The following is a 20,345-nucleotide window of genomic DNA, read 5'->3' as shown; positions in this document are numbered from 1 at the left end:
TCAACAAAGTGCGGGGGCCGCCGTGTACCACCCCGGGCGGGAGCGGCTATGTTGCAGGTGACCGGCGGGTAACCCGCGGGTCGCGCAGACAGGTCGCACGACAGGGAGACCCGCACATGCCCGAGGCAGTCATTGTCGCCACCGCGCGCTCGCCGATCGGCCGCGCCTTCAAGGGGTCGCTGAAGGACCTGCGGCCCGACGACCTCACCGCGAAGATGGTCGAGGCCGCCATGGCCAAGGTGCCGCAGCTGGACCCGAGCCAGATCGACGATCTGCTGCTCGGCTGCGGCCTGCCCGGCGGCGAGCAGGGCTACAACATGGGCCGCGTGGTGTCGGTGCTGCTCGGCTGGGACACCGTGCCCGGCGCTACCATCACCCGCTACTGTTCCTCCTCGCTCCAGACCACCCGCATGGCGCTGCACGCGATCAAGGCCGGCGAGGCCGACGTCATCGTGTCCGCCGGCGTCGAGATGGTCAGCCGCTTCGCCAAGGGCAGCAGCGACGGCCTGCCCGACACCCAGAACCCGCTGTTCGCCGACGCCGCGGCGCGCACCGCCAAGACCGCCGAGGGCGGCGCGCCGACCTGGCGCGACCCGCGCGAGAGCGGCGGCCTGCCCGACGTCTACATCGCCATGGGCCAGACGGCCGAGAACGTCGCGCAGATCCGCGGCGTGTCCCGGCAGGCGCAGGACGAGTTCGGCGTGCGCTCGCAGAACCTCGCCGAGAAGGCCATCGCCAACGGCTTCTGGGCCGGCGACATCACCCCGGTCACGCTGCCCGACGGCACCGTGGTCGCCAAGGACGACGGCCCGCGCGCCGGCACCTCCTACGAGAAGGTGTCCCAGCTCCAGCCGGTGTTCCGCCCCGACGGCACCGTCACCGCGGGCAACTGCTGCCCGCTGAACGACGGCGCCGCCGCCGTCGTGATCATGAGCGACACCAAGGCCGCCGAGCTGGGCGTCACGCCGCTGGCGCGGATCGTGTCCACCGGCGTCACCGGCCTGTCCCCCGAGATCATGGGCCTGGGCCCGGTGGAGGCGTCCAAGCAGGCCCTGGCACGGGCCGGGATGACCATCGCCGACATCGACCTGGTCGAGATCAACGAGGCGTTCGCCGCGCAGGTGCTGCCCTCGGCCGACGAGCTGGGCGTGGACATCGACAAGCTGAACGTCAACGGCGGCGCGATCGCGATCGGCCACCCGTTCGGCATGACCGGCGCCCGCATCACCTCCACCCTGATCAACAGCCTGAAGTTCCACGACAAGCAGTTCGGTCTGGAGACCATGTGCGTGGGCGGCGGCCAGGGCATGGCGATGGTCCTAGAGCGTCTGAGCTAGTCCGGGCGACGGCCGCGCAGGCCGTCACCCAGCGTCACCAGGTGACCCGGGCGCAGGCGGTCCCGAACCGCCCGCACCCGGGTCACCTGCGTGTTCGGAACGATCGATCCTTTATGGATGATCTACGTAACGTAAGAGATAGGTGCCCGTTGGGGTCTTGTCACATCCGGGGCGGTGTTGCAGAGTCGGCAGGAAGAGCCCCGCCGACCTGGAGGTGCACCTTGTCACTGAGCCACTCGCCGGAGACGCACAACAAGCTGATCGCCCGCATTCCGCAAGTCACAGGTCGTGACATCCCCGAGTGGTTCAACGCCATCGAGAACGGACCGTCGTTCGTCCGGTGCGAGGAGCGCTGCAACTGGCTGGCCGACGAGCACGGCCTCTCCCACGGCTACGCCGCCGCGCTGGTGCGCGAGCACGAGCGTGCCCGCCGGGCCCGGCACTACTGAGGCCGGCCCGCCCCACAGGCCCCACCCCATGGGCCTCACCCCACAGACTTCGCGAGGTCCGGCCAAAGGATGAACCCCGCTGTCGCCCCGCTGTGCGGCGCGACCCCTGGCCCGAGACCCCGCAACAGATCAGCCCCCGCCGGTGCACCGGCGGGGGCTGATCTGCTTCTGCGGCTGCGGGTGGGGCGCTAGTCGCGCCCGGCGAAGTAGGACAGGAAGCGCAGCAGCTCCAGGTAGATCCACACCAGGCTGGTGACCAGGCCGAAGGCGCAGTACCAGGCGAACTTCTCCGGCGCCCCGGCGTTCACCCCGCGCTCGACGTTGTCGAAGTCCAGCAGCAGGAAGAAGCAGCCGACCAGGATCGCGATCACGCTGAAGGCGATGCCCAGCGGGCCGTTCTCCCGGATGCCGATGCCGGTGTCGTTGAACAGCCCGACCACCAGGTTGACCAGCATCAGCGCGACCAGCGCGAGGCCCGCGGCGACCACGAAGCGGGTGAGCTTGGGGGTCACCCGGATGATGCGCAGCGAGTAGACCGCCAGCATCGCCGCGAAGGCGAGCGCGGTGCCGACCACCGCCTGGAAGACCACCCCGTTGTAGAGGGTGTTGAAGTAGTGGCTGATCGCGCCGACGCCCACGCCGTAGACGGCCGAGAAGATGAGCACCAGCGGCGCGTTGGCCTTGTTGGCGAAGGCGATGTACAGCCCGATGCCGAACTGGAGCAGGAACGCCACCACGCCGACCGCGAGGGCGGTCGGGATCGGCAGCAGCACCCAGGTCAGCGTCGCGGTGAGCACCAGGGTGGCCAGGCTCATGAAGCCCTTGACCACGACGTCGTCGTAGGTCATCGCGCGGCCGGCCGGCGGCGCGTAGGAGGGCGCGGAGGGCGCGCCGTACATCTCGTTCAGCGGCTGGGGGGCGGGCGCGCCGTAGGCGTGCGCCTGCCGCTCGAATCTGTCACCCCGGAAGGCGGGGTTCCTGCTCTCCATCGGTCCTCCATAGGGCCAGGGCGTCCGCGTCAGTCTAGACGTCGCAGGTCTTGGAATCGTTCCCGAGAGGCGCGCCCCTTGACGGCGACGGCCGGCGTCTCGGGCGAGACGCCGGCCGGTCGGTGCCCCTGGTCGGATTCGAACCGACACAATAAGCTCTTTTAAAGAGCCCGCCTCTGCCATTGGGCCACAGGGGCCTGGCAATCATACTGGTGCCCATTAACTTCTCGGGCAACCGATATTCCGCCGAGCCCCGTTGGACCCGTTGATTTCCCTTCCCGGCGCGGCCGGAGCAAGGGACCGGTCAGCGGCTCATCACCGCGCGTCCCTCCACCAGCGTGACGCCCGCGCGGCCGTCGTGGTCGCGGCGGATCGCGCAGATCTCGTGAACGCCGACGCGCCCGCTCTCGCACGCCAGCGCCGAGGCGGCCAGGTACAACAACCACACCCGGGCGCGGCCGGGACCGGCCAGCTCGGCGCACTCGGCCCAGTGCCGCTCCAGGTTGGCGGCCCAGGCGCGCAGCGTGCGGGCGTGGTGCTCGCGCAGCGCGCCGACGCCGCGCACCTCCAGACCGGCGTCCTCCAGGCCCGCGACGATCTCGGCCAGCGGCCGCAGCTCGGCGTCCTCGGGGAACATGTAGCTGGTGGTGAAGGTCCGGCGGACCTGGTGCGGGCCGGGTCGGCGCACCTGCTGCTGGAGCAGCAGCCGCCCGGTAGGCGCCAGCAGGGCGTGCAGGCGGGCGGCGTCGTGGTCGGCGGGCTCGACCCCGGCGAGCCCGGCGATGGCGTCGTAGGGGCCGTCCCCCGCCTCGGCCAGGTCGTGGCCGCGCGTCTCGACACGCTCGGCCACGCCCTCGGCGGCGGCGCGGTCGCGCAGGTGGTCGGCCTGCTCGATGGTGCGGCACAGCGCCACCACGCGCACCTGGTGGTGGCGCGCGGCGTGCAGCGCGAACGTGCCCCAGCCCGGGTTCAGGTCCAGCATCCGCGCGCCCGGGTACAGGCCCAGGCGCTCGGCGGCCCCGTCCAGGGCGGCGCGCTGCGCGTCGTCCAGGTCGACGGCCTGCTCCCACTGCCCGCTGCCGTGCGCCAGCGACGGCCCCAGCATCCGGGCGAAGAACGCCGCCGACTCCCCCAGCGGGCCGCCCCGGGCATGGTCGCCAGAGGCGCGGTCACCGGGGGCGAACTCCTCGGCGGGCGGCTTGGGCTCGGGGCCGACGGCGCCGAGCATCACCGCCGTCCGCACGATCTCCCGCTTGTCGTCGCTGCTCAGCCGGATCGGCTCGTCGCCGCTGCGCATCACCCGCTGGACGGCCCCGAGCGCGGCGAACACGTCGCCCTCGATGTCCAGCTCGCCCGCCACGTAGGCGCGCACCAGCCCGATCTCGCCCGGCTTCCACAACAACCGGCGCAGCGCGCGACGGTGCCGCACCACGAAGGTGGGCGCCCCGGCGGGGCCGAGCTCGCTGCCGTCCCAGGCGCGGATGCGCACCGGCGGTTCGCCGCCGTCCTGCTCGCCGAGCAGGATGCGGTTGACCAGCGGCGCGAGGCGGGAGGCGACGCCGTCGTGCATGGAGTGTGCGCCTCCTCGTCGGTGCGGTGGTTATCCCTTGCTCGCCAGTTCGAACTCCTCGCGGGGGCGTTCCAGTTCCCCGAGGGAGACGATCTCCCGCCGGAAGAAGAACGCCAGCGTCCAGTCGGCGGTGACGCGCATCTTCCGGTTGGTGGTCGGCATCCGTGACAAATGGTAAGTGCGGTGCATGAACCAGGCGAGCAGTCCGCGCAGCTTGATGCCGTAGACGTTCGCCACACCCTTGTGCAGGCCGAGTCCGGCCACCGAGCCCACGTAGGCGTGCACGTACTGCTTGCGGGGCTTGCCGCGGTAGTCGGCCACGATGTTGTCGGCCAGCCGCTTGGCCTGCCGGACGGCGTGCTGGGCGTTGGGGGCGCAGTAGTCGCCGGTGTCGGTGAGGTCGGGCACGCGCGCGTTGTCGCCCGCCGCGTAGACGCGCTCCAGGCCCTCGACGGTCAGCTCGGCGGTGGCGATGACGCGGCCCTTGTCGTCGATGGGCAGGTCGCTCTCGCGCACCACCGGGTGGGCCTTGACGCCCGCCGTCCACACCAGCGTCCCGGCCTCGAACTCCTCGCCGTCGCTCAGCACGATCCGCCGGTTCTCCGCCGACTTCAGCAACGTCTCGGTCTTGATCTCGATGCCGCGCTTGCGCAGCGCCTCGGCCGTCCAGCGGCCCATCTCCGGGCCGACCTCGGGCAGGATGCGGTCGGTGGCCTCGACCATCATCCAGCGCATCTCCTCGGCCTTGATCCCGGGATACCACTTCAGCGCGTCGCGGGCCATGTCCTCCAGCTCGGCCAGCGCCTCGATCCCGGCGAACCCGGCGCCGACGAACACGAACGTCAGCGCGCGCCGCCGCACCCGCTCGTCGCCTTCGTTGGAGGCGGCGATGTCGAGCTGGTGCAGCACGTGGTTGCGCAGGTAGATGGCCTCTTCGACGGTCTTGAAGCCGATACCGCAGTCGCCGAGGCCGGGGATCGGCAACAACCGCGAGATCGACCCGGCGGCCACCACCAGGAAGTCGTAGCGGATCTCCCTGCCGTCGGCTCCGGCCGAGTCGGTGCCCGCCGGGCAGTAGGTGACGCTCTTGCGCGCGTGGTCGATGCGGGTCACGTAGCCGTTGCGGACCCGGCAGCGCCTGAGCACGCGGCGCAGCGGGGCCACCACGTGCCGGGGCTCCAGGTTGCCCGCCGCCGCCTCGGGCAGGAACGGCTGGTAGGTCATGTAGGACTGCGGGTCGATGACGGTGATCTCGACATCGCCGCGCCTGAGCTCGGCGCGCAACTTCTTCTGCAGCCGCAGAGCGGTGTACATGCCGACGTAACCGCCGCCGATGATCAGGATGTGCCGGGCCTTCTCGGGGGTTCGTTCAGGAGGCATGGCAGGACTCGTACCCACGGGTAGGGCGATATTCCCCCCATCCGGCGATGGATGCTCGCCCGGCCGGACGGACCATCACCAAAGAAACCCGGTTCCCGGCGAACAACTCCGTCCTTCAGAGCATCTCACCCAGTGCAGTACAGAACGGCGGCGGGACAGGGCCCGACGGGGGCGCCCAGCGGCCGGACGGCTGATCGGCTCGCGGGGGGCCGATCAGCCGTCCGGGTCGCTTGGCCTGGCCCTGGCCCGCCGTTCCTGCGCGCGGGCCGGTCCGTTCAGAGGCCGGCCAGCGTCCGCGCCCGGGTGAAGACGGCGTCGAGCATCTCCTCGGTGACGCGGCCGGTGAAGGTGTTCTGCTGGCTCGGGTGGTAGCAGCCCACCAGCGTCACCGGAGCGGCGCCCTCGACCGTCGATGTGATCTCGGTCTCCACGCCGTGCCCGAACTTGGGGCGCGGGCGCGGCACCTCGTACCCGGCCTGCTTGAGCGCGGGCCACACCCCCTGCCAGGCGAATCCGCCCAGCATCACCATGCACCGCACGCTCGGCGCGACGTCCTCGATCTCGCGGGCCAGCCAGGGCTGGCACGTCAGGCGCTCGGCGGGGGTCGGCTTGTTGTCGGGCGGCGCGCACCGCACCGAGGCGACCATCCGCGCGCCGATGAGCCGCTGGCCGTCCCCGGCCCGCACGCTGGTGGGCAGCGCCGCCAGGCCCACGCGGTGCAGCGAGGCGAACAACCAGTCGCCCGAGCGGTCGCCGGTGAAGATGCGGCCGGTGCGGTTGCCGCCGTGCGCGGCCGGGGCGAGGCCCACGATCAGGATGCGCGGCTCGTCCTCGCCCCATCCGGCGATGGGACGGCCCCAGTACCGCTCGTCGATGAACGCCCGCCGCCGCTCGACCGCGATCTTCTCCCGCCAGGCCACCAGCCGGTCGCAGGCCCGGCACACCGACTGCCGCGCGCACAGCTCGTGCAGGCCGGGGGCGTCCACGGCCAGCTCGGCGACCTCCAGCGGCCCGTGCGCGACGGGCGTGTCCGGGCGGGCCGGATCCTCCGGCCACCCCGTACCGGGCGGCACGAAGGGCTCGTTGCTCGTCATCCGTCCATGCTGCCACGCAGGTCGGAGCCGTCCCGCCCGGGGCCCGGCGGGGCCGGGGCGGGCGGCCGGACAAGGCCGTGTGCCGGAGGGCCGGGGTCGATACGATCAGGTTCCGCCGGGTCGGGGGGAGTTCCGGCGCACCGTGCGATGCGGAGGCGTGCCTTGTCACAAGCGGGCTGGTATCCCGACCCCTACGGCAGCGGCAGCCTGCGCTGGTGGGACGGCCAGAGCTGGACCCAGCACATGAACCCGCAGCCGCCCATCCCGCAGCCGCAACAACAACCGGCGCAGCAACAACCGGCGGTGCAGCAACAACCCGTCCAGCCGGCACCGCAACAACCCGCGCACCAGCAACCGCAGCAGTACCAGCAGCCCTACGGGCACGGCTGGACGCAGCAGCCCCAGCCGTCCACCCCGCCCGTGGACGCGACCGTGCGCGGCCTCCACCTGCACGCCGACGAGCTGGTCATCTCCTACGGCAACACCTCGCTGGCCTGGACGCACGTGGAGTGGATCGCCTACTGGGCCGCCAGCGTCCCCGGCGGCCACGGCCAGCGACCGGGCACGCAGTGGATCTTCCAGGTGGGCCGCAACCCCTTCCACGGCGGTCCCCGCGTCGAGGTCGTCATCGACTCCGGCACGGCCACCGGCGGCGGGGCGGGCGGGTCCTCCGACCCCGAACGGCTCTGGCAGCGCCTGGTGGAGCTGTGCCACCGCAACGTCGAGCAGCGCCTGGTCGCCGAGCTGGCGGGCAGCGTGCGGGCGGGCGAGTCGATCGACGTCGCGCAGGGCCTGACCGTGCACCCGGGCGGGGTGCGCGGCAACCGCGTGTCGCTGAGCTGGTCGGCGATCTCCGGTGCGGTGCTGGAGAACGGCCGGGTCTGGATCCAGCAGTCCAGCGGCTCGGCGTCGGTGCTGTACGTCCCGCAGCAGAACCCCAACGCCGTCCTGATCCCGGCGCTGCTGGCGGCCGTCAAGCGCTAGGTCCGGCCCAAGACCTCAGCCCCCACGCGAGTGCCCGACCTGGCCGGGTGCAGCAAAGCCGGAGGCGAGCCGCACCCGGCCAGATCGCGAAGCGATTGGCACTCGCCAAGACACGGTCAGGGTGCGAGCCGCCAGGCGAGCGCCCTGGGCCGGGGCTTCCAAAATCACGCCAAGGACCAGGCGATCCCGTCCAGGATGTCGTGCTCGCTGACGACCACCGCGCCGAACCCGTACTCGCGCATGATCCGGTCCAGGATGAGGGCCCCCGCGCCGATCACGTCCACGCGGCCCGGGTGCATCACGCCGATCTCGGCGCGCTCGGCCCGGGTGGCGTGCAGCAGGTTGCGGGTGACCTCGTGGACCTGGGTCGCGGTGATGCGCGTCTGGTGGATGCGCGCCGGGTCGTACTCCTCCAGCCCCAGCGCGATCCCGGCGACGGTGGTGACCGATCCGGCGAGGCCCACCAGCGTGCGGGCCTCGTCCACCGGGACGCTCTCGCGCACCTCGGCCAGCGCGGCGTCGATGTCGGCGGCCGCGCCGGAGATCTGGTCGGGGGTGGGCGGGTCGCCGTCCCTCAGGTGCCGCTCGGTCATGCGGACGCAGCCGATGTTCACCGAGCGGGCCGCCTCGACGTCGGCCGAGCCCAGCACGAACTCGGTGGAGCCGCCGCCGATGTCCACCACCAGGTAGGGGCGGGCCGGGCGCAGCTCGGCCAGCTCGCGGGTCGCGCCGATGAACGACAGCCGCGCCTCCTCGTCGCCGGTGATCACCTCGGGCACCACCCCGAAGATCTCCACCACGCCGCTGACGAACTCGGCGCGGTTCTCGGCGTCGCGCGTCGCGCTGGTCGCCACCACCCGCACTTTCTCGGCCCGGTGCTCGGCGATCAGGGCGGCGTAGCCGCGCATCGCGGCGAACGTGCGTTCCAGGGCCTCGGGGGCCAGGCGGCCGGTGCGGTCCACGCCCTGGCCGAGGCGGACGATCTCCATGCGGCGCTCGACGTCGGTGAGCGTCCCGCCGTCCCGGCCGCCCGCGATATCGGCGATCAGCAGGCGGACCGAGTTGGTCCCGCAGTCGATGGCGGCGACGCGTGTCACGGGGTCTCCTCGGGGGCGGGGGCGGGGGTCGGGTCGTCGTCGGGGCCGGGCACGCACACGCACGGGCCCGAGCGCCACCACTCCGGCAGCGCCTCCAGCCCCTCGCGGCCGAACGGGTTGGCCCCCGGCACGGCCAGCTCGTGCCCGATCAGGGCGTGCAGGCACTTGACCCGCTCGGGCATCCCGCCCGCGCTCTGCATCCCCTCGGGCAGCGGCTCGATCCCGTCCTCGACGGTGGCCCGGTCGCGGCGCTCCAGGTAGTCGCGGTGCGCGGCCTCGTACTCGGCCCGCAGCCCCGGATCGGTGGCCAGCCGCTCCTGCATGCCCCGCATGACGCCGCTGCCCTCCAGCGTCCCGATCGCCGAGGCCGCCTTGGGGCAGGTCAGGTAGAACAGCGTCGGGAACGGCGTCCCGTCGGGCAGCCGCGGCGCGGTCTCGATCACCGCGGGCAGGCCGCACGGGCAGCGGTAGGCCACCCGCCGGATGCCGCGCGGTTCGCGGCCGAGCTGGGCCGCCACCGCGGCCCTGTCACGTTCGTCGATCATGTGTTGGGTCCCCACCCGCGGGTCGCGGGTTCCAGTCGTGTGCGTGCCCGCGCCGCCCCGGCCCCCCGCCGGTGCCGCCGGTCGTCCCGGCGGGCGCGGCACGCGGTCAGCGCGTCCGGTCGGCGGTCTCCACCGACCGCCACAGTGTCTCGTACCACGGCGGCCTGCTCGCCGGACCGCCCCGCTCGGCCTGCCGCCCGTTGCCGCCGCCGCCGTCCAGGACGATGTAGCACTTCTCCCCCGGCATGCAGTAGTGCAGCCGCTGCTTGGCCTCCCGCTCAATGTACGACCTGTCGCCCAGCCGCTGCTTGCGTTGGGCGAGTTCCTCGACCTGCCTGCGCGCCTGGTGCTCCTTGTGCTGGAGGTCGGCGATCTCCTGCCGCTGGGCGATGTACTCCCGGACGGGATAGGCCAGGCTCAGCGCGATCGCGCAGACCACCACCGCCAGGATCGCGGCGCGGCTGGTCAGGGCGGGATTGTTGCGGCGCGCGCCGCCTGCCGGGGAGTCGTCGTCCTCCCGGGAGACGGTGCGGTCGTCGCCCTTCGCCAAGGGGTGCCCCCAGTTCGCGGGTCGGGTCGGGCCGGCGCGCCGTACGGCGCCCTGCGCGGGCCGGGGCCGTCGCGGCCCCGGCCCGGCGCGGGTCAGCCGTCCCAGTCGAAGCGCGGGAACGCGGACGCGCCGGCGTAGCGCGCGGCGTCGCCGAGCAGGTCCTCGATGCGCAGGAGCTGGTTGTACTTGGCGACCCGGTCGCTGCGCGCCGGGGCGCCGGTCTTGATCTGGCCGCAGTTGGTGGCCACGGCGAGGTCGGCGATCGTGGTGTCCTCGGTCTCGCCGGAGCGGTGGCTCATCATGCAGCGGTAGCCGCTGGTCTGGGCGAGGGTGACCGCGTCCAGGGTCTCGGTGAGGGTGCCGATCTGGTTGACCTTGACCAGCAGCGCGTTGGCGGTGCCGGTCTCGATGCCGCGGGCCAGGCGCTCGGGGTTGGTGACGAACAGGTCGTCGCCGACCAGCTGCACCTTGCCGCCGACGGCGTCGGTGAGGTTCTTCCAGCCCGCCCAGTCCTCCTCGTCAAGGGGGTCCTCGATGGAGACCAGCGGGTAGTCGCGCAGCAGCTCGCCGTAGTAGGCGGCCATGTCCTCGGCCGAGCGCTTGGCGCCCTCGAAGGTGTAGGAGCCGTCGGCGTGGAACTCGCTGGCGGCCACGTCCAGGGCGAGCGCGACGTCGCGGCCGGGGGTGAAGCCCGCCTTGCGGACCGCCTCCAGGATGAGGTCCAGGGCCTCGCGGTTGCTGGGCAGCTCGGGGGCGAAGCCGCCCTCGTCGCCGAGGCCGGTGGCCAGGCCCTTGGCCTTCAGCACCGACTTGAGCGCGTGGTAGACCTCGGTGCCCCAGCGCAGGCCCTCGGCGAAGGTCGCCGCGCCGATCGGGGCGACCATGAACTCCTGGACGTCCACGTTGGTGTCGGCGTGCGCGCCGCCGTTCAGGATGTTCATCATCGGCACCGGCAGCAGGTGCGCGTTGGGGCCGCCCACGTAGCGGAACAGCGGCAGGTCGGCCGAGATCGCGGCGGCCTTGGCGACCGCGAGGCTGACGCCGAGGATCGCGTTGGCGCCGAGCTTGGACTTGTCGGGGGTGCCGTCCAGGTCGATCAGGAGCTGGTCGATCAGCCGCTGCTCGGCGGCGGGGTAGCCGACGAGCTTCTCGTCGACGGTGTCGTTGACGGCCTTGACGGCCTTGCGCACGCCCTTGCCGTTGTAGCGCTCGCCGCCGTCGCGCAGCTCGACGGCCTCGAACTGGCCGGTGGAGGCGCCGCTGGGAACGGCGGCGCGCGCCTCGGTCCCGTCGGAGAGCAGCACCTCGACCTCGACGGTCGGGTTGCCGCGGGAGTCCAGGATCTCCCGGGCGAGTACGGCCTCGATCGACGACACGGGCATCTCCCCTGTTGGTACGTGCGGACGGTCGGTCCCCGAGCCTACCGAGCCCCTCCCGGCCGCGCCCAACTGGCACGCCGGTCCCGTATGCGGCGGATGTTACGCAATCGTGCCGCGCAAGCGACTTGACGCTTCCATTACCTACATTGTCTACTGTGCACGTCAATCCGACTTGATTAGTAGGGAATGCCGACAATGGTTCGTAGGTTCCGCGGCCGGATCGCCGCCACAGCCCTGATCGTCCTGGCCGGTGCGGGAACGCTCAGCGCCTGTGGTGACGACTCGGGCGGCGGGAAGGCGGGTTCCGGCGAGGTCCGCCTGGGCTTCTTCCCGAACATCACGCACGCCACCGCGCTGGTCGGCATCAAGAACAAGATCTACGAGAAGCACCTGGGCAGCGGCGTCAAGCTGCGCACCCAGTCCTTCAACGCCGGGCCCGCCGCCGTCGAGGCGCTGTTCGCCAAGGGCATCGACGCCACCTACGTCGGCCCGAACCCGGCCATCAACGCCTGGGCCAAGTCCAAGGGCAAGGCCGTGAAGATCATCGCCGGGGCGGCCTCGGGCGGCGTGGCGCTGGTCGTCAAGCCGGAGATCAAGACGGCGGCCGACCTCAAGGGCAAGAAGATCGCCACGCCGCAGAAGGGCAACACCCAGGACGTGGCGCTGCGGCACTGGCTGAAGCAGCAGGGCCTCAAGACCGACCTCGCGGGCGGCGGCGACGTCAAGGTCGTGCCGCAGGAGAACTCGCTGACCCTCCAGGCGTTCGCCGAGGGCAAGATCGACGGCGCGTGGGTGCCCGAGCCGTTCGCCAGCCGCCTCCAGCTGGAGAGCAAGGGCAAGGTCCTGGTGGACGAGAAGACGTTGTGGCCCGGCGGCAAGTTCGTCATCACCCACCTGCTGGTGCGCACCGACTTCCAGAAGGAGCACCCGGACCTGGTCAAGAAGCTCCTGGAGGCGCACGTCGAGGCCAACCAGTTCATCAACGACGACAAGGCCGCCGCCGCCAAGGTCGCCAACGACCAGCTCAACGTGCTGACCGGCAAGCCGCTCAAGCCCGAGGTGCTGGACTCGACCTTCAAGAACGTCGAGTTCACCAACGACCCGATCGCCTCCTCGCTGGAGACCGGCGCCAAGAACGCCCAGGACGTCGGCCTGCTGGAGCCGGTCGACCTCAAGGGCATCTACGACCTGACCGTTCTCAACTCCATCCTCAAGGCAGGCGGAAAGGCAGAGGTCAACGTCTGATGTCCCAGGCCCTCCAGGCCGCCCCGGGCCGGACCGCAGCCGCGGTCCGGCTCGACGGCGTCTCCAAAGCTTTCGGTTCCGGCGCGGGCGCGCTGCTCGCGCTGGACAACGTGTCCCTCGACGTGCGCCCCGGCGAGTTCGTGTGCCTGCTGGGCGCCTCCGGCTGCGGCAAGAGCACCCTGCTGAACCTGGTCGCCGACCTGGACCGGCCGAGCGCCGGGACGATCGACACCGGCGGCGCCCGGGTGGCGCTGATGTTCCAGGAGCCCGCGCTGTTCCCGTGGCTGACCGTCACCGGCAACCTCGAACTGGCGCTGAAGATGCGCGGCGTCCCCCGGTCCGAGCGGCGCGGGCGCGCCGCCGACCTGCTGACGTCGGTGCACCTGGACGGCTTCGCCAAGAAGCGCCCGCACCAGCTGTCGGGCGGCATGCGGCAGCGCGTCGCGCTCGCCCGCGCGCTGGCGCTCACCGTGGACGAGAAGGACCCCGACACCGGAACGGTCCTGCTGATGGACGAGCCGTTCGGCGCGCTCGACGCCATGACGCGCGACCTGCTGCACGACGAGATCGAGCGGATCTGGCGCGAGCGCGGCCTGACCGTGCTGTTCGTCACCCACAACGTCCGCGAGGCCGTGCGCCTGGGCGACCGCGTGGTGCTGCTCAGCAGCCGTCCCGGCCGCGTCGTGGAGGAGTTCCCCGTGCCGATGGAGCGGCCGCGCCGCATCGACTCGACCGAGGTCGCCACGCTCGCGGGCACCATCACCGACCGGCTCCGCGAGGAGGTGGGCCGTCATGGCCGTTGACACCCACAAGACGCCCCCGGCCGACACCCCGCCCGACAGTGCCCTCCAGCGGCAGATCGCCGGGCTGGACGCGTTGGAGCTGGCGGGCGCCACCACCCGCGGCCGGGCGTTGCGGATCTGGTCGTCGGCCTGGCCCAAGCTCGGCGCGATCGTGCTGGGCCTGCTGGTCTGGCAGGCCGTCGTCTGGTCGGGCTGGAAGGAACCCTGGGTGCTGCCCGGGCCCGCCGACGTCTTCCCCGAGCTGTGGAAGCGCATCGAGGACGGGTCCCTGGCCGAGAGCACCGCCACCACCATGCAGCGGGCGGTGGTCGGCTTCGCGGTGTCGGTGGCGATCGGCACGCTGATCGGCGCGGCGGTCGCCCGGGTGCGGGTGCTGCGCGCCGCGTTCGGCTCGCTGATCACCGGCCTGCAGACGTTGCCGTCGATCGTGTGGCTGCCGTTCGCGGTGCTGCTGTTCAACATCAGCGAGAGCGCGATCCTGTTCGTGGTGGTGCTGGGCGCCGCGCCCTCGATCGCCAACGGCCTGATCTCCGGCGTCGACTACATCCCGCCGATCCTCCAGCGCGCGGGCCGCGTCATGGGCCTGCGCGGGCTGAACATGTACCGGCACCTGATCCTGCCCGCCACGCTGCCCGCGTTCGTCAGCGGGCTGAAGCAGGGCTGGGCGTTCGCCTGGCGCAGCCTGATGGCGGGCGAGCTGATCGTGAACTTCGGCCGCAAGTCGCTGGGCGCGCAGCTGGGCACCGACCGCGACGTCAACGACGCCGCCGGGCTGATCGCCACGATGATCGTCATCCTGGTGATCGGCATCCTGGTGGACGTGGCGTTCGGCGCGGCCGACCGCTCGTTGCGCCGCCGCTGGGGCCTGGACGGCTCCTGACCCGCTCTGGGGCGGGCCGCCCGGCGTTCCGGACGGCCCGCCCCACGGCCGCCGTACGCGCGGGCGCGCGTCAGCCGCCGCGCCCGACCCATCCGGCCACCTGGGCGCGCGAGGCGAAGCCGAGCTTGGCCAGGATGTGCTCGACGTGGGAGTCGACGGTGCGCTTGGAGATGACCAGGCGTTCGGCGATCTGCCGGTTCGACAACCCCTCGGCGACCAGCCCCGCGATCTCCTGCTCGCGGCGCGTCAGCCGCTCCCGGAGCCCCGGCTCCGGATCGGGCGGGACCGGCGGCGGGACGGCCCGGGCCTCGCGCGAGGCCAGCGCCAGCACCTCCGCGTCCGGCAGCGCCGCGCCCTCGGCGTAACGGGCCCGGAACGTCTCCGCTCCCAGCTCGGCGCTCAGGCGGTCGCCCGCCAGTCGCCAGATGTCGGCGAAGGCGTCGCCCATGTAGGACTGGCCCCGCGCCTCCCGCCGCCGCTCGGCGGCCCCGTACAGCAGGCTCGCGCGGTCCGGCTCGCCGCGCTCCATCGCGCAGGCGCTCATCAGCTCCAGAGCGCCGGTGAACGAGACCCACGCCTCCAGCCGGGCGGAGATCCGCAGGCACTCCAGCGCGTCGGTCTCGGCCCTGGCCACCCGCCCGCGCATGAGCCGCACCGCGCAGCGCGCCCACAACGCCAGCGCCAGGCACCATTCCTCGCCCAGGTCGCGGCAGGTCCGCACCGCGTCCTCGGCGGCCTGCTCGGCCTCGGGCGGCTCGCCCCGGAAGTACAGCGCGCACGCGGCGAACATGCCGCTCACCAGGGCGATGACGTCGGTGTGCCCTTCCTCGGCGTGCCGCCGGACCGCCTTCTGCAACAGGTCGGCGGCCGTGTCGGGGTCGCCCTGGAAGAACTTCAGGATGCCGGTCATCTCGGTCAGGTACGCCTGCTGATCAGGCTGCGCGGCCGTCCGTCCGGCGTCCTCCAGCAGCTCGGCGGCCCCCGTCCGGTCCCCCTGGAACAGCGCGACGAACGCCGCGCCCAGCAGCGCCCGGAACCGGTCGTCGGGATCGCCGCCGGGCAGGGCGAGCGCCCGGCCCGTCCACAACCGGGCCTCGCGCAGGCAACCGCGCGCGAACCACACGCAGACGAGTCCCGCCACCAGGCTCAGCGCGCCGCCCGCGTCGGCGCGGGCGATCGCGTGCTCCAGGACGTCGCGCAGGTTCCCGTGCTCGCGCCGCTCCCACTCGAACCAGCGCTGCTGCCGGGGCGTGGTCAGCTCCCGCCCCAGCCGCTCCGTCGTCGCGCGGTAGTAGGCGAGCTGCCGCGCCCGCACGGCCTCGGTCTCGCCGCGCTCCTCCAGCCGGGCCGCCCCGTACTCGCGCAGGGTGTCCAGCATCCGGTAGCGGCCGTCGGCGTCGCGGGTCAGCACGGACTTGTCGACCAGCCCGGCGACGACCTCCAGCACCCGGTCGGCGGCCAGCTCCCGGTCGGCGCAGACACGCTCGGCCGCCGCCAGGTCGATCCCGTCGGCGAACACCGACAACCGCGCCCACAACGCCTGCTCGGCCGGGGTGCACAGGTCGTGGCTCCAGCGGATGGCGCCGCGCAGCGTCTGGTGGCGGATGTGCCGGGTGCGCCGCTCGCCGGTGAGGAACTCCCGGTCGGCCAGCCGCGCGACGATCTGGTCGATCGACAGGGCGCGCATCCGCACCGCCGCCAGCTCGATCGCCAGCGGGATGCCCTCCAGCCGGCGGCACAACCGCGCGACCTGCTCGCGCTCGGCGCCGGTCGGCGCGAAGCCGGGCAGGACGGCGGCGGCGCGCTCGGCGAACAGCGCCACCGCCTCGTCGCCCTCGTCGCCGGTGACCGCCAGCGGCGCGACCGGCAGGATGTGCTCGCCCGCCGCGTCCAGCGGCTGCCTGCTGGTGGCCAGCACCCGCACGCCGGGTCCGGCGCGCAGCAGCACCTCCACCAGCATCGCGCAGGCGTCCACCAGGTGCTCGCAGGTGTCCAGCACCAGCAACACGCGCCGGTCGGCGACCTCGGCGGCCAGCACGTCCAGCGGCGGCCGTACCGACTGGTCGGGCAGGTCCAGGGCGTCGGCGACGGTCTGGGCGAGCAGGCCCGGCTCCCCCACCGCCGCCAGGTCCACGAAGTACACGCCGTCGGGGAAGGACCGGGCCGCCTCCCGCGCGGCGCGCAGCGCGAGCCGCGTCTTGCCGACGCCGCCGGGGCCCAGCAGCGTCACCAGCCGCGCGGTCTCCAGCAACCGCCGCAGCCGGGCCAGCTCGTGCCGCCGCCCGACGAAACTGGTCACCTCGGCGGGCAGCCGCCCGGCCGTCCGCAACGCACCACCGGTCACCGGCACCTCGCGTTCTGAGTCCGGGGGGACACTCGCATCGTAACGGCTCGACCACTCTTTGCCAGGGCCCCGCATGGGAAGGACCACCACCCCGACGACACGCGGCCGGACTGTCAGAGGCGTGCCGTAGCTTGGCCCACCAGGGGTTCACCGCGAGGGGAGGTCGGTCATTCAGGAGCGCCAGGGCCGGGGCGTGGGCAAGGACCTGTGCGGTCGCCGCCATGCCCGCACGCAGGAGGAGTGCGTCCTGCCGGACGCGCACTACCCGAACCCGCACTACTCGCTGGACGGCACGACCTGGCACGACGGCCTGTGCCGCGCCTGCCACGGCGACGGGCGGCGGGCGGGGGCGAGCTGCGCCGACTGCGGGGGCAGCGGCTTCTCCCTGCTCGAACTCGGCGAGGACTGACGGCGATGACTTCCGCCCGGCGCGCGGGTCCGTACCAGCGGACCTGATCGACCGAACCGAAGGGGCGGACCCATGGCCGACGACCACGAGCAGATCCGGGACCTGATCGAACGCTGGGCGGCGGCGGTGCACACCGGCGACCTGGCCGCCGTCACGGCCGACCACGCCGACGACATCGTCATGTTCGACGTGCCGCCGCCCTACGAGGGCGTGCGCGGCATCGACGCCTACCGCGAGGTCTGGTCGCCGTTCTTCCAGTGGCAGGCCCAGGGCGCGGTGTTCGAGATCGAGTCGCTGGAGGTCACCGCGGGCGAGGACGTGGCGTTCGCGCACGCCCTCCTGCGCTGCGGCACCGAGCGGGAGTTCGCCGAGAACCCACCGAACCGCCTGCGCCTCACCCTCGGCCTGCGCAAGCAGGACGGCCGCTGGACGGTCGCACACGAGCACCACTCGTTCCCCGACGCCGCCCCGGACACCGCGACCGGCGAGCACGAGGTCCGGGCCCTGCACGAGCGGTGGTTCGCCGACACCGAGGCCAAGGACCTGGACGGCATCATGGCCCCGATCGCCGACGACGTGGTCTCCTACGAGCACGAGGAGCCCCTCCAGTACGCGGGCGCGGCCCAGATGCGCGACATCTGCGAGCAGGGCATGAACACGTCCCCCGAAACCGTCACGTGGGACGTGCCCGACCTGAAGGTCCTGGTGCGCGGGGACCTGGCCGTCGCATGGGGCCTGAACCGGATGCAGGCGGGCCAGGCGGACGAGAGCTGGTCCCGGGGCACCCGCGTCTTCCAGCGGGGCGACGACGGCTGGAAGATGATCCACCAGCACGTCTCCTACCCCTACGACCCGGAGACCGGCGAGGCGAAGACCGACCTGCGCCCCTGACCGTCGATCAGGCGGCCGGCTCGGGCAGGGCGTCCAGCCACCTGGTCAGGCGGGCGCCCTCCCGGCTCACGATGCCGGGCTCGCGCAGGGCGTTGGCCAGCAGGGACATGCCCTGGTAGGCGCCGACGAGGGTGAGGGCGAGGTCGGCGGCGTCGGGACGGCCCAACAGGCGGAACTGCGCCTCCACCCAATCCAGCAGCAGCCGGATGACCCGGCCCGCCTCCGCATCGAGCCCGCCCTCGGCCCGCTTGTCGAGCTCGACGGCCAGTGTGCCGGTGGGACAGCCGTGGCGCGCCGCGACGTCACGCTGCTCGATCCAGGAGGCGACCAGGGCCTTGAGCCGGTCGAGGGGCTCGGGCAGCTTCTCCAGCTCGGCGGTGAACTCGGCCAGGCCGCCCGCGTGCTCGGCGAGGGCGGCCTGGACCAGCTCGTCCTTGGTCTTGAAGTAGTAGTAGACGTTGCCCACCGGGACGTCGGCGGCGTGGGCGATGTCGGCGATGGTGGTGCGCTCGACGCCCTGCTCGTGCAGGACGCGGGCGGCGGCGCGCATGAGGCGACGGCGCTTGTCGGTGCCGCGCGCCCGAGGTGAGTCAGTCACCCAACTGACTATAGACAACGGACTAGGAACCGCGTACCGTCCTCCTAAGTCAGCCAGCTAACTAACAAGTAGGAGACGACCATGATCGTGGTGACCGGAGCCACCGGCAACGTGGGACGACCGCTCGTGCAGGCCCTGGCGGCGGCGGGCGAGCAGGTGACGGCGGTGTCGCGCAACGTCTCGGCCACGGCCGTGCCGGAGGGCGTGCGCCCCCACCAGGCGGACCTGGCCGACCCCGAGAGCCTCCGCCCCGTCCTCGACGGCGCCGACGCGCTGTTCCTGCACGACACCGGGCCCAACGCGTACCAGCTGAACCCGCGCGACATCCTCGACGTCGCGAAGAGCGCGGGCGTCGGACGGGTCGTGCTGCTGTCCTCGCAGGGCGTCGAGACCAGGCCGGAATCGGAGTCGCACGGGGGCCGGATGCGGGCCATCGAGGACGCCGTGCGGGAGTCGGGCGTGGAGTGGACGATCCTGCGACCGGGCGGCTTCAACTCCAACGCCTTCGCGTGGGCGGAGCCGATCCGGACCCAGCGGACCGTCTTCGCGCCGTTCGGGGACGTGGGCCTGCCGACGGTGGACCCGGACGACATCGCGGAGGTGGCCGCGACGGCGCTGCGCGAGAAGGGCCACGCCGGACAGTCCTACGTGCTGACGGGCCCGGAGCTGAACACGCCGCGAGCCCAGGCCGAGGCGCTCGGCGCGGCACTCGGGGAGCCGATCCGGTTCGTCGAACTGACGCGGGAGGAGGCACGGGCGAAGCTGTTGCAGTTCATCCCGGAACCCGTGGTCGACACCACCCTGGCGGTGCTCGGAGAGCCCAAGCCTGAGGAGCAGCGCATCAGCCCGGACGTGGAAAAGGTGCTGGGCCGTGCTCCGCGCCCGTTCGGGGAGTGGGCCGAGCGGAATGCCGCTGCATTCCGGTAATTCGAATAGAGGCGGACCAAAGGGCGGGGGCTTGTCCCTCGCCCTTTGGGCTGTGGTGAGGCGGAAGTACGGTGCGTGGATGGAAGCCAGACGAGCGCAGTACGTGGAGGCACCGGACGCCGCCCCTTCAGGAGAGGGGTTCTCCGTCTTCCTGGCCGGCGGAATCACCGGCACAGAGGATTGGCAGGGGGCCGCGTTCGAGATGCTCGCCGACCTGGCCGTCACCGTGCTGAACCCGAGGCGGGCCGCCTTCGACCTTCAGGACGACACGGCGTTCGCCTCACAGATCGAATGGGAGCACCGCTACCTGCACGAGGAGCCGCATCGGGCGCGGTTCGTGCTGTTCTGGTTCCCACCGAGCCCGAGCCCGGAAGTGCAGCAGCCGATCTCGATGTACGAGCTGGGCCGGCTGGTCGAGCGAGGGACGCCGGTGGAGGTGGGGGCTTCTCCGGGATATGTGCGGCGCCGGGACGTGGTGAAGCAGTTGGCGTTGTCGCGACCGGATCTGAGGGTTCATTCGACGCTGGAGGAGACGGTGGGCGCGGCGAGACGGGCGATGTTCGGGACGTAGAAATGAGAAAGGCCCCGCCATTGCTGGCGGGGCCTTCCTGCAAAAAGAGTCCGGCGGTGTCCTACTCTCCCACACAGTCTCCCGTGCAGTACCATCGGCGCTGAAGGGCTTAACTTCCGGGTTCGGGATGGGACCGGGTGTTTCCCCTTCGCCATAACCACCGAACGACCAACCCCCGACCACCCTTGCGGGTGCGGGAAGATCATCGTCCGAGCGACTCAAGGCTCGGTTCTTCAATTGTAGCGGTTCCCGTTTGTTTTCCGGGAACCACACAGGGACGCGAGTTTCTCGTGCAGCGATTGG

20 protein-coding genes, 1 tRNA gene and 1 rRNA gene are annotated in these 20,345 nt (G+C 72.3%); 10 read left to right on the top strand and 12 right to left on the bottom strand.

What is annotated here, in order from left to right:
• Window positions 1-116: 116 nt before the first annotated feature.
• On the top strand, window positions 117-1,337 hold the full coding sequence (locus AH6_RS09080; protein WP_067476718.1) for an acetyl-CoA C-acetyltransferase: 1,221 nt from the start codon (window positions 117-119) through the stop codon (window positions 1,335-1,337).
• Between the two features lie 221 nt (window positions 1,338-1,558).
• A complete protein-coding gene (locus AH6_RS09075) occupies window positions 1,559-1,786 on the top strand; it encodes a DUF4287 domain-containing protein (RefSeq protein WP_067476716.1) in 228 nt (75 codons plus the stop codon).
• A 188-nt stretch (window positions 1,787-1,974) separates the two neighbouring features.
• Here the strand turns inward: AH6_RS09075 and AH6_RS09070 are convergent, their stop codons facing one another.
• The 5 genes from AH6_RS09070 to AH6_RS09050 form a co-directional block, all read right to left on the bottom strand.
• Entirely contained in the window at window positions 1,975-2,775 is an 801-nt protein-coding gene (locus AH6_RS09070) for a Bax inhibitor-1/YccA family protein (protein WP_067476713.1), read from the bottom strand.
• 123 nt (window positions 2,776-2,898) lie between these two features.
• A tRNA-Leu gene (locus tag AH6_RS09065) sits at window positions 2,899-2,972 on the bottom strand.
• 107 nt (window positions 2,973-3,079) lie between these two features.
• Window positions 3,080-4,345 (bottom strand): class I SAM-dependent methyltransferase, encoded by a 1,266-nt coding sequence (locus tag AH6_RS09060; protein ID WP_067476710.1) that lies wholly within the window; start codon window positions 4,343-4,345, stop codon window positions 3,080-3,082.
• 30 nt (window positions 4,346-4,375) lie between these two features.
• Window positions 4,376-5,725, bottom strand: a complete 1,350-nt coding sequence (locus tag AH6_RS09055) for an NAD(P)/FAD-dependent oxidoreductase (RefSeq protein ID WP_067476707.1) — start codon at window positions 5,723-5,725, stop codon at window positions 4,376-4,378.
• 275 nt (window positions 5,726-6,000) lie between these two features.
• A complete protein-coding gene (locus AH6_RS09050) occupies window positions 6,001-6,819 on the bottom strand; it encodes a uracil-DNA glycosylase (protein WP_067476704.1) in 819 nt (272 codons plus the stop codon).
• A 162-nt stretch (window positions 6,820-6,981) separates the two neighbouring features.
• On the opposite strand from AH6_RS09050, the gene AH6_RS09045 reads away from it, so the two are divergent.
• The gene (locus tag AH6_RS09045; protein ID WP_218005760.1) at window positions 6,982-7,803 is read left to right on the top strand and encodes a DUF2510 domain-containing protein; all 822 of its coding nucleotides are present in this window, start codon (window positions 6,982-6,984) and stop codon (window positions 7,801-7,803) included.
• A 164-nt stretch (window positions 7,804-7,967) separates the two neighbouring features.
• On the opposite strand, the gene AH6_RS09040 is transcribed toward AH6_RS09045, so the two are convergent.
• From AH6_RS09040 to eno, 4 genes are all read right to left on the bottom strand, one after another.
• Entirely contained in the window at window positions 7,968-8,900 is a 933-nt protein-coding gene (locus tag AH6_RS09040; RefSeq protein WP_067476698.1) for a Ppx/GppA phosphatase family protein, read from the bottom strand.
• On the bottom strand, window positions 8,897-9,445 hold the full coding sequence (locus AH6_RS09035; RefSeq protein ID WP_067476695.1) for a DUF501 domain-containing protein: 549 nt from the start codon (window positions 9,443-9,445) through the stop codon (window positions 8,897-8,899). Before AH6_RS09035 ends, AH6_RS09040 begins: the two co-directional genes overlap by 4 nt.
• A gap of 106 nt (window positions 9,446-9,551) precedes the next feature.
• The gene (locus tag AH6_RS09030) at window positions 9,552-9,995 is read right to left on the bottom strand and encodes an FtsB family cell division protein (RefSeq protein WP_083982480.1); all 444 of its coding nucleotides are present in this window, start codon (window positions 9,993-9,995) and stop codon (window positions 9,552-9,554) included.
• A 92-nt stretch (window positions 9,996-10,087) separates the two neighbouring features.
• Window positions 10,088-11,371, bottom strand: a complete 1,284-nt coding sequence (eno, locus tag AH6_RS09025; protein ID WP_067477230.1) for a phosphopyruvate hydratase — start codon at window positions 11,369-11,371, stop codon at window positions 10,088-10,090.
• A gap of 198 nt (window positions 11,372-11,569) precedes the next feature.
• Between eno and AH6_RS09020 the strand changes: the two genes are divergently transcribed.
• Genes AH6_RS09020 through AH6_RS09010 form a run of 3 tightly spaced genes read left to right on the top strand, consistent with a single transcriptional unit; the run spans window position 11,570 to window position 14,302 of the window.
• Window positions 11,570-12,619, top strand: a complete 1,050-nt coding sequence (locus tag AH6_RS09020; RefSeq protein ID WP_067476692.1) for an ABC transporter substrate-binding protein — start codon at window positions 11,570-11,572, stop codon at window positions 12,617-12,619.
• On the top strand, window positions 12,619-13,422 hold the full coding sequence (locus AH6_RS09015; protein ID WP_067476689.1) for an ABC transporter ATP-binding protein: 804 nt from the start codon (window positions 12,619-12,621) through the stop codon (window positions 13,420-13,422). Before AH6_RS09020 ends, AH6_RS09015 begins: the two co-directional genes overlap by 1 nt.
• Window positions 13,412-14,302 (top strand): ABC transporter permease, encoded by an 891-nt coding sequence (locus AH6_RS09010; protein ID WP_067476686.1) that lies wholly within the window; start codon window positions 13,412-13,414, stop codon window positions 14,300-14,302. The genes AH6_RS09015 and AH6_RS09010 overlap by 11 nt, the downstream gene beginning before the upstream one ends.
• 70 nt (window positions 14,303-14,372) lie before the next feature.
• On the opposite strand, the gene AH6_RS09005 is transcribed toward AH6_RS09010, so the two are convergent.
• The gene (locus AH6_RS09005) at window positions 14,373-16,646 is read right to left on the bottom strand and encodes a LuxR C-terminal-related transcriptional regulator (RefSeq protein WP_067477227.1); all 2,274 of its coding nucleotides are present in this window, start codon (window positions 16,644-16,646) and stop codon (window positions 14,373-14,375) included.
• A 193-nt stretch (window positions 16,647-16,839) separates the two neighbouring features.
• Between AH6_RS09005 and AH6_RS09000 the strand changes: the two genes are divergently transcribed.
• Entirely contained in the window at window positions 16,840-17,055 is a 216-nt protein-coding gene (locus AH6_RS09000) for a hypothetical protein (protein WP_067476683.1), read from the top strand.
• 72 nt (window positions 17,056-17,127) lie between these two features.
• Entirely contained in the window at window positions 17,128-17,946 is an 819-nt protein-coding gene (locus AH6_RS08995; RefSeq protein ID WP_067476679.1) for a YybH family protein, read from the top strand.
• 7 nt (window positions 17,947-17,953) lie between these two features.
• Here the strand turns inward: AH6_RS08995 and AH6_RS08990 are convergent, their stop codons facing one another.
• The gene (locus AH6_RS08990; protein WP_067476676.1) at window positions 17,954-18,544 is read right to left on the bottom strand and encodes a TetR/AcrR family transcriptional regulator; all 591 of its coding nucleotides are present in this window, start codon (window positions 18,542-18,544) and stop codon (window positions 17,954-17,956) included.
• A gap of 81 nt (window positions 18,545-18,625) precedes the next feature.
• Here AH6_RS08990 and AH6_RS08985 point away from each other — a divergent pair, with 81 nt between their 5' ends.
• Window positions 18,626-19,471 carry an NAD(P)H-binding protein gene (locus AH6_RS08985; RefSeq protein ID WP_067476673.1) on the top strand — a complete coding sequence of 282 codons (846 nt, stop codon included), beginning with the start codon at window positions 18,626-18,628 and terminating at the stop codon, window positions 19,469-19,471.
• 79 nt (window positions 19,472-19,550) lie between these two features.
• Entirely contained in the window at window positions 19,551-20,042 is a 492-nt protein-coding gene (locus tag AH6_RS08980; protein ID WP_169807820.1) for a nucleoside 2-deoxyribosyltransferase domain-containing protein, read from the top strand.
• A gap of 48 nt (window positions 20,043-20,090) precedes the next feature.
• Here AH6_RS08980 and rrf read toward each other — a convergent pair.
• Window positions 20,091-20,207 (bottom strand): 5S ribosomal RNA (gene rrf, locus AH6_RS08975).
• Window positions 20,208-20,345 lie beyond the last annotated feature (138 nt).

Origin of the sequence: Actinomadura hibisca NBRC 15177, from assembly GCF_001552635.1 — a bacterium.
Taxonomy (GTDB): Bacteria; Actinomycetota; Actinomycetes; order Streptosporangiales; family Streptosporangiaceae; genus Spirillospora; species Spirillospora hibisca.
Note: the sequence above shows the minus strand (reverse complement) of the source record. Positions and strands in the feature narration are given on the sequence as shown.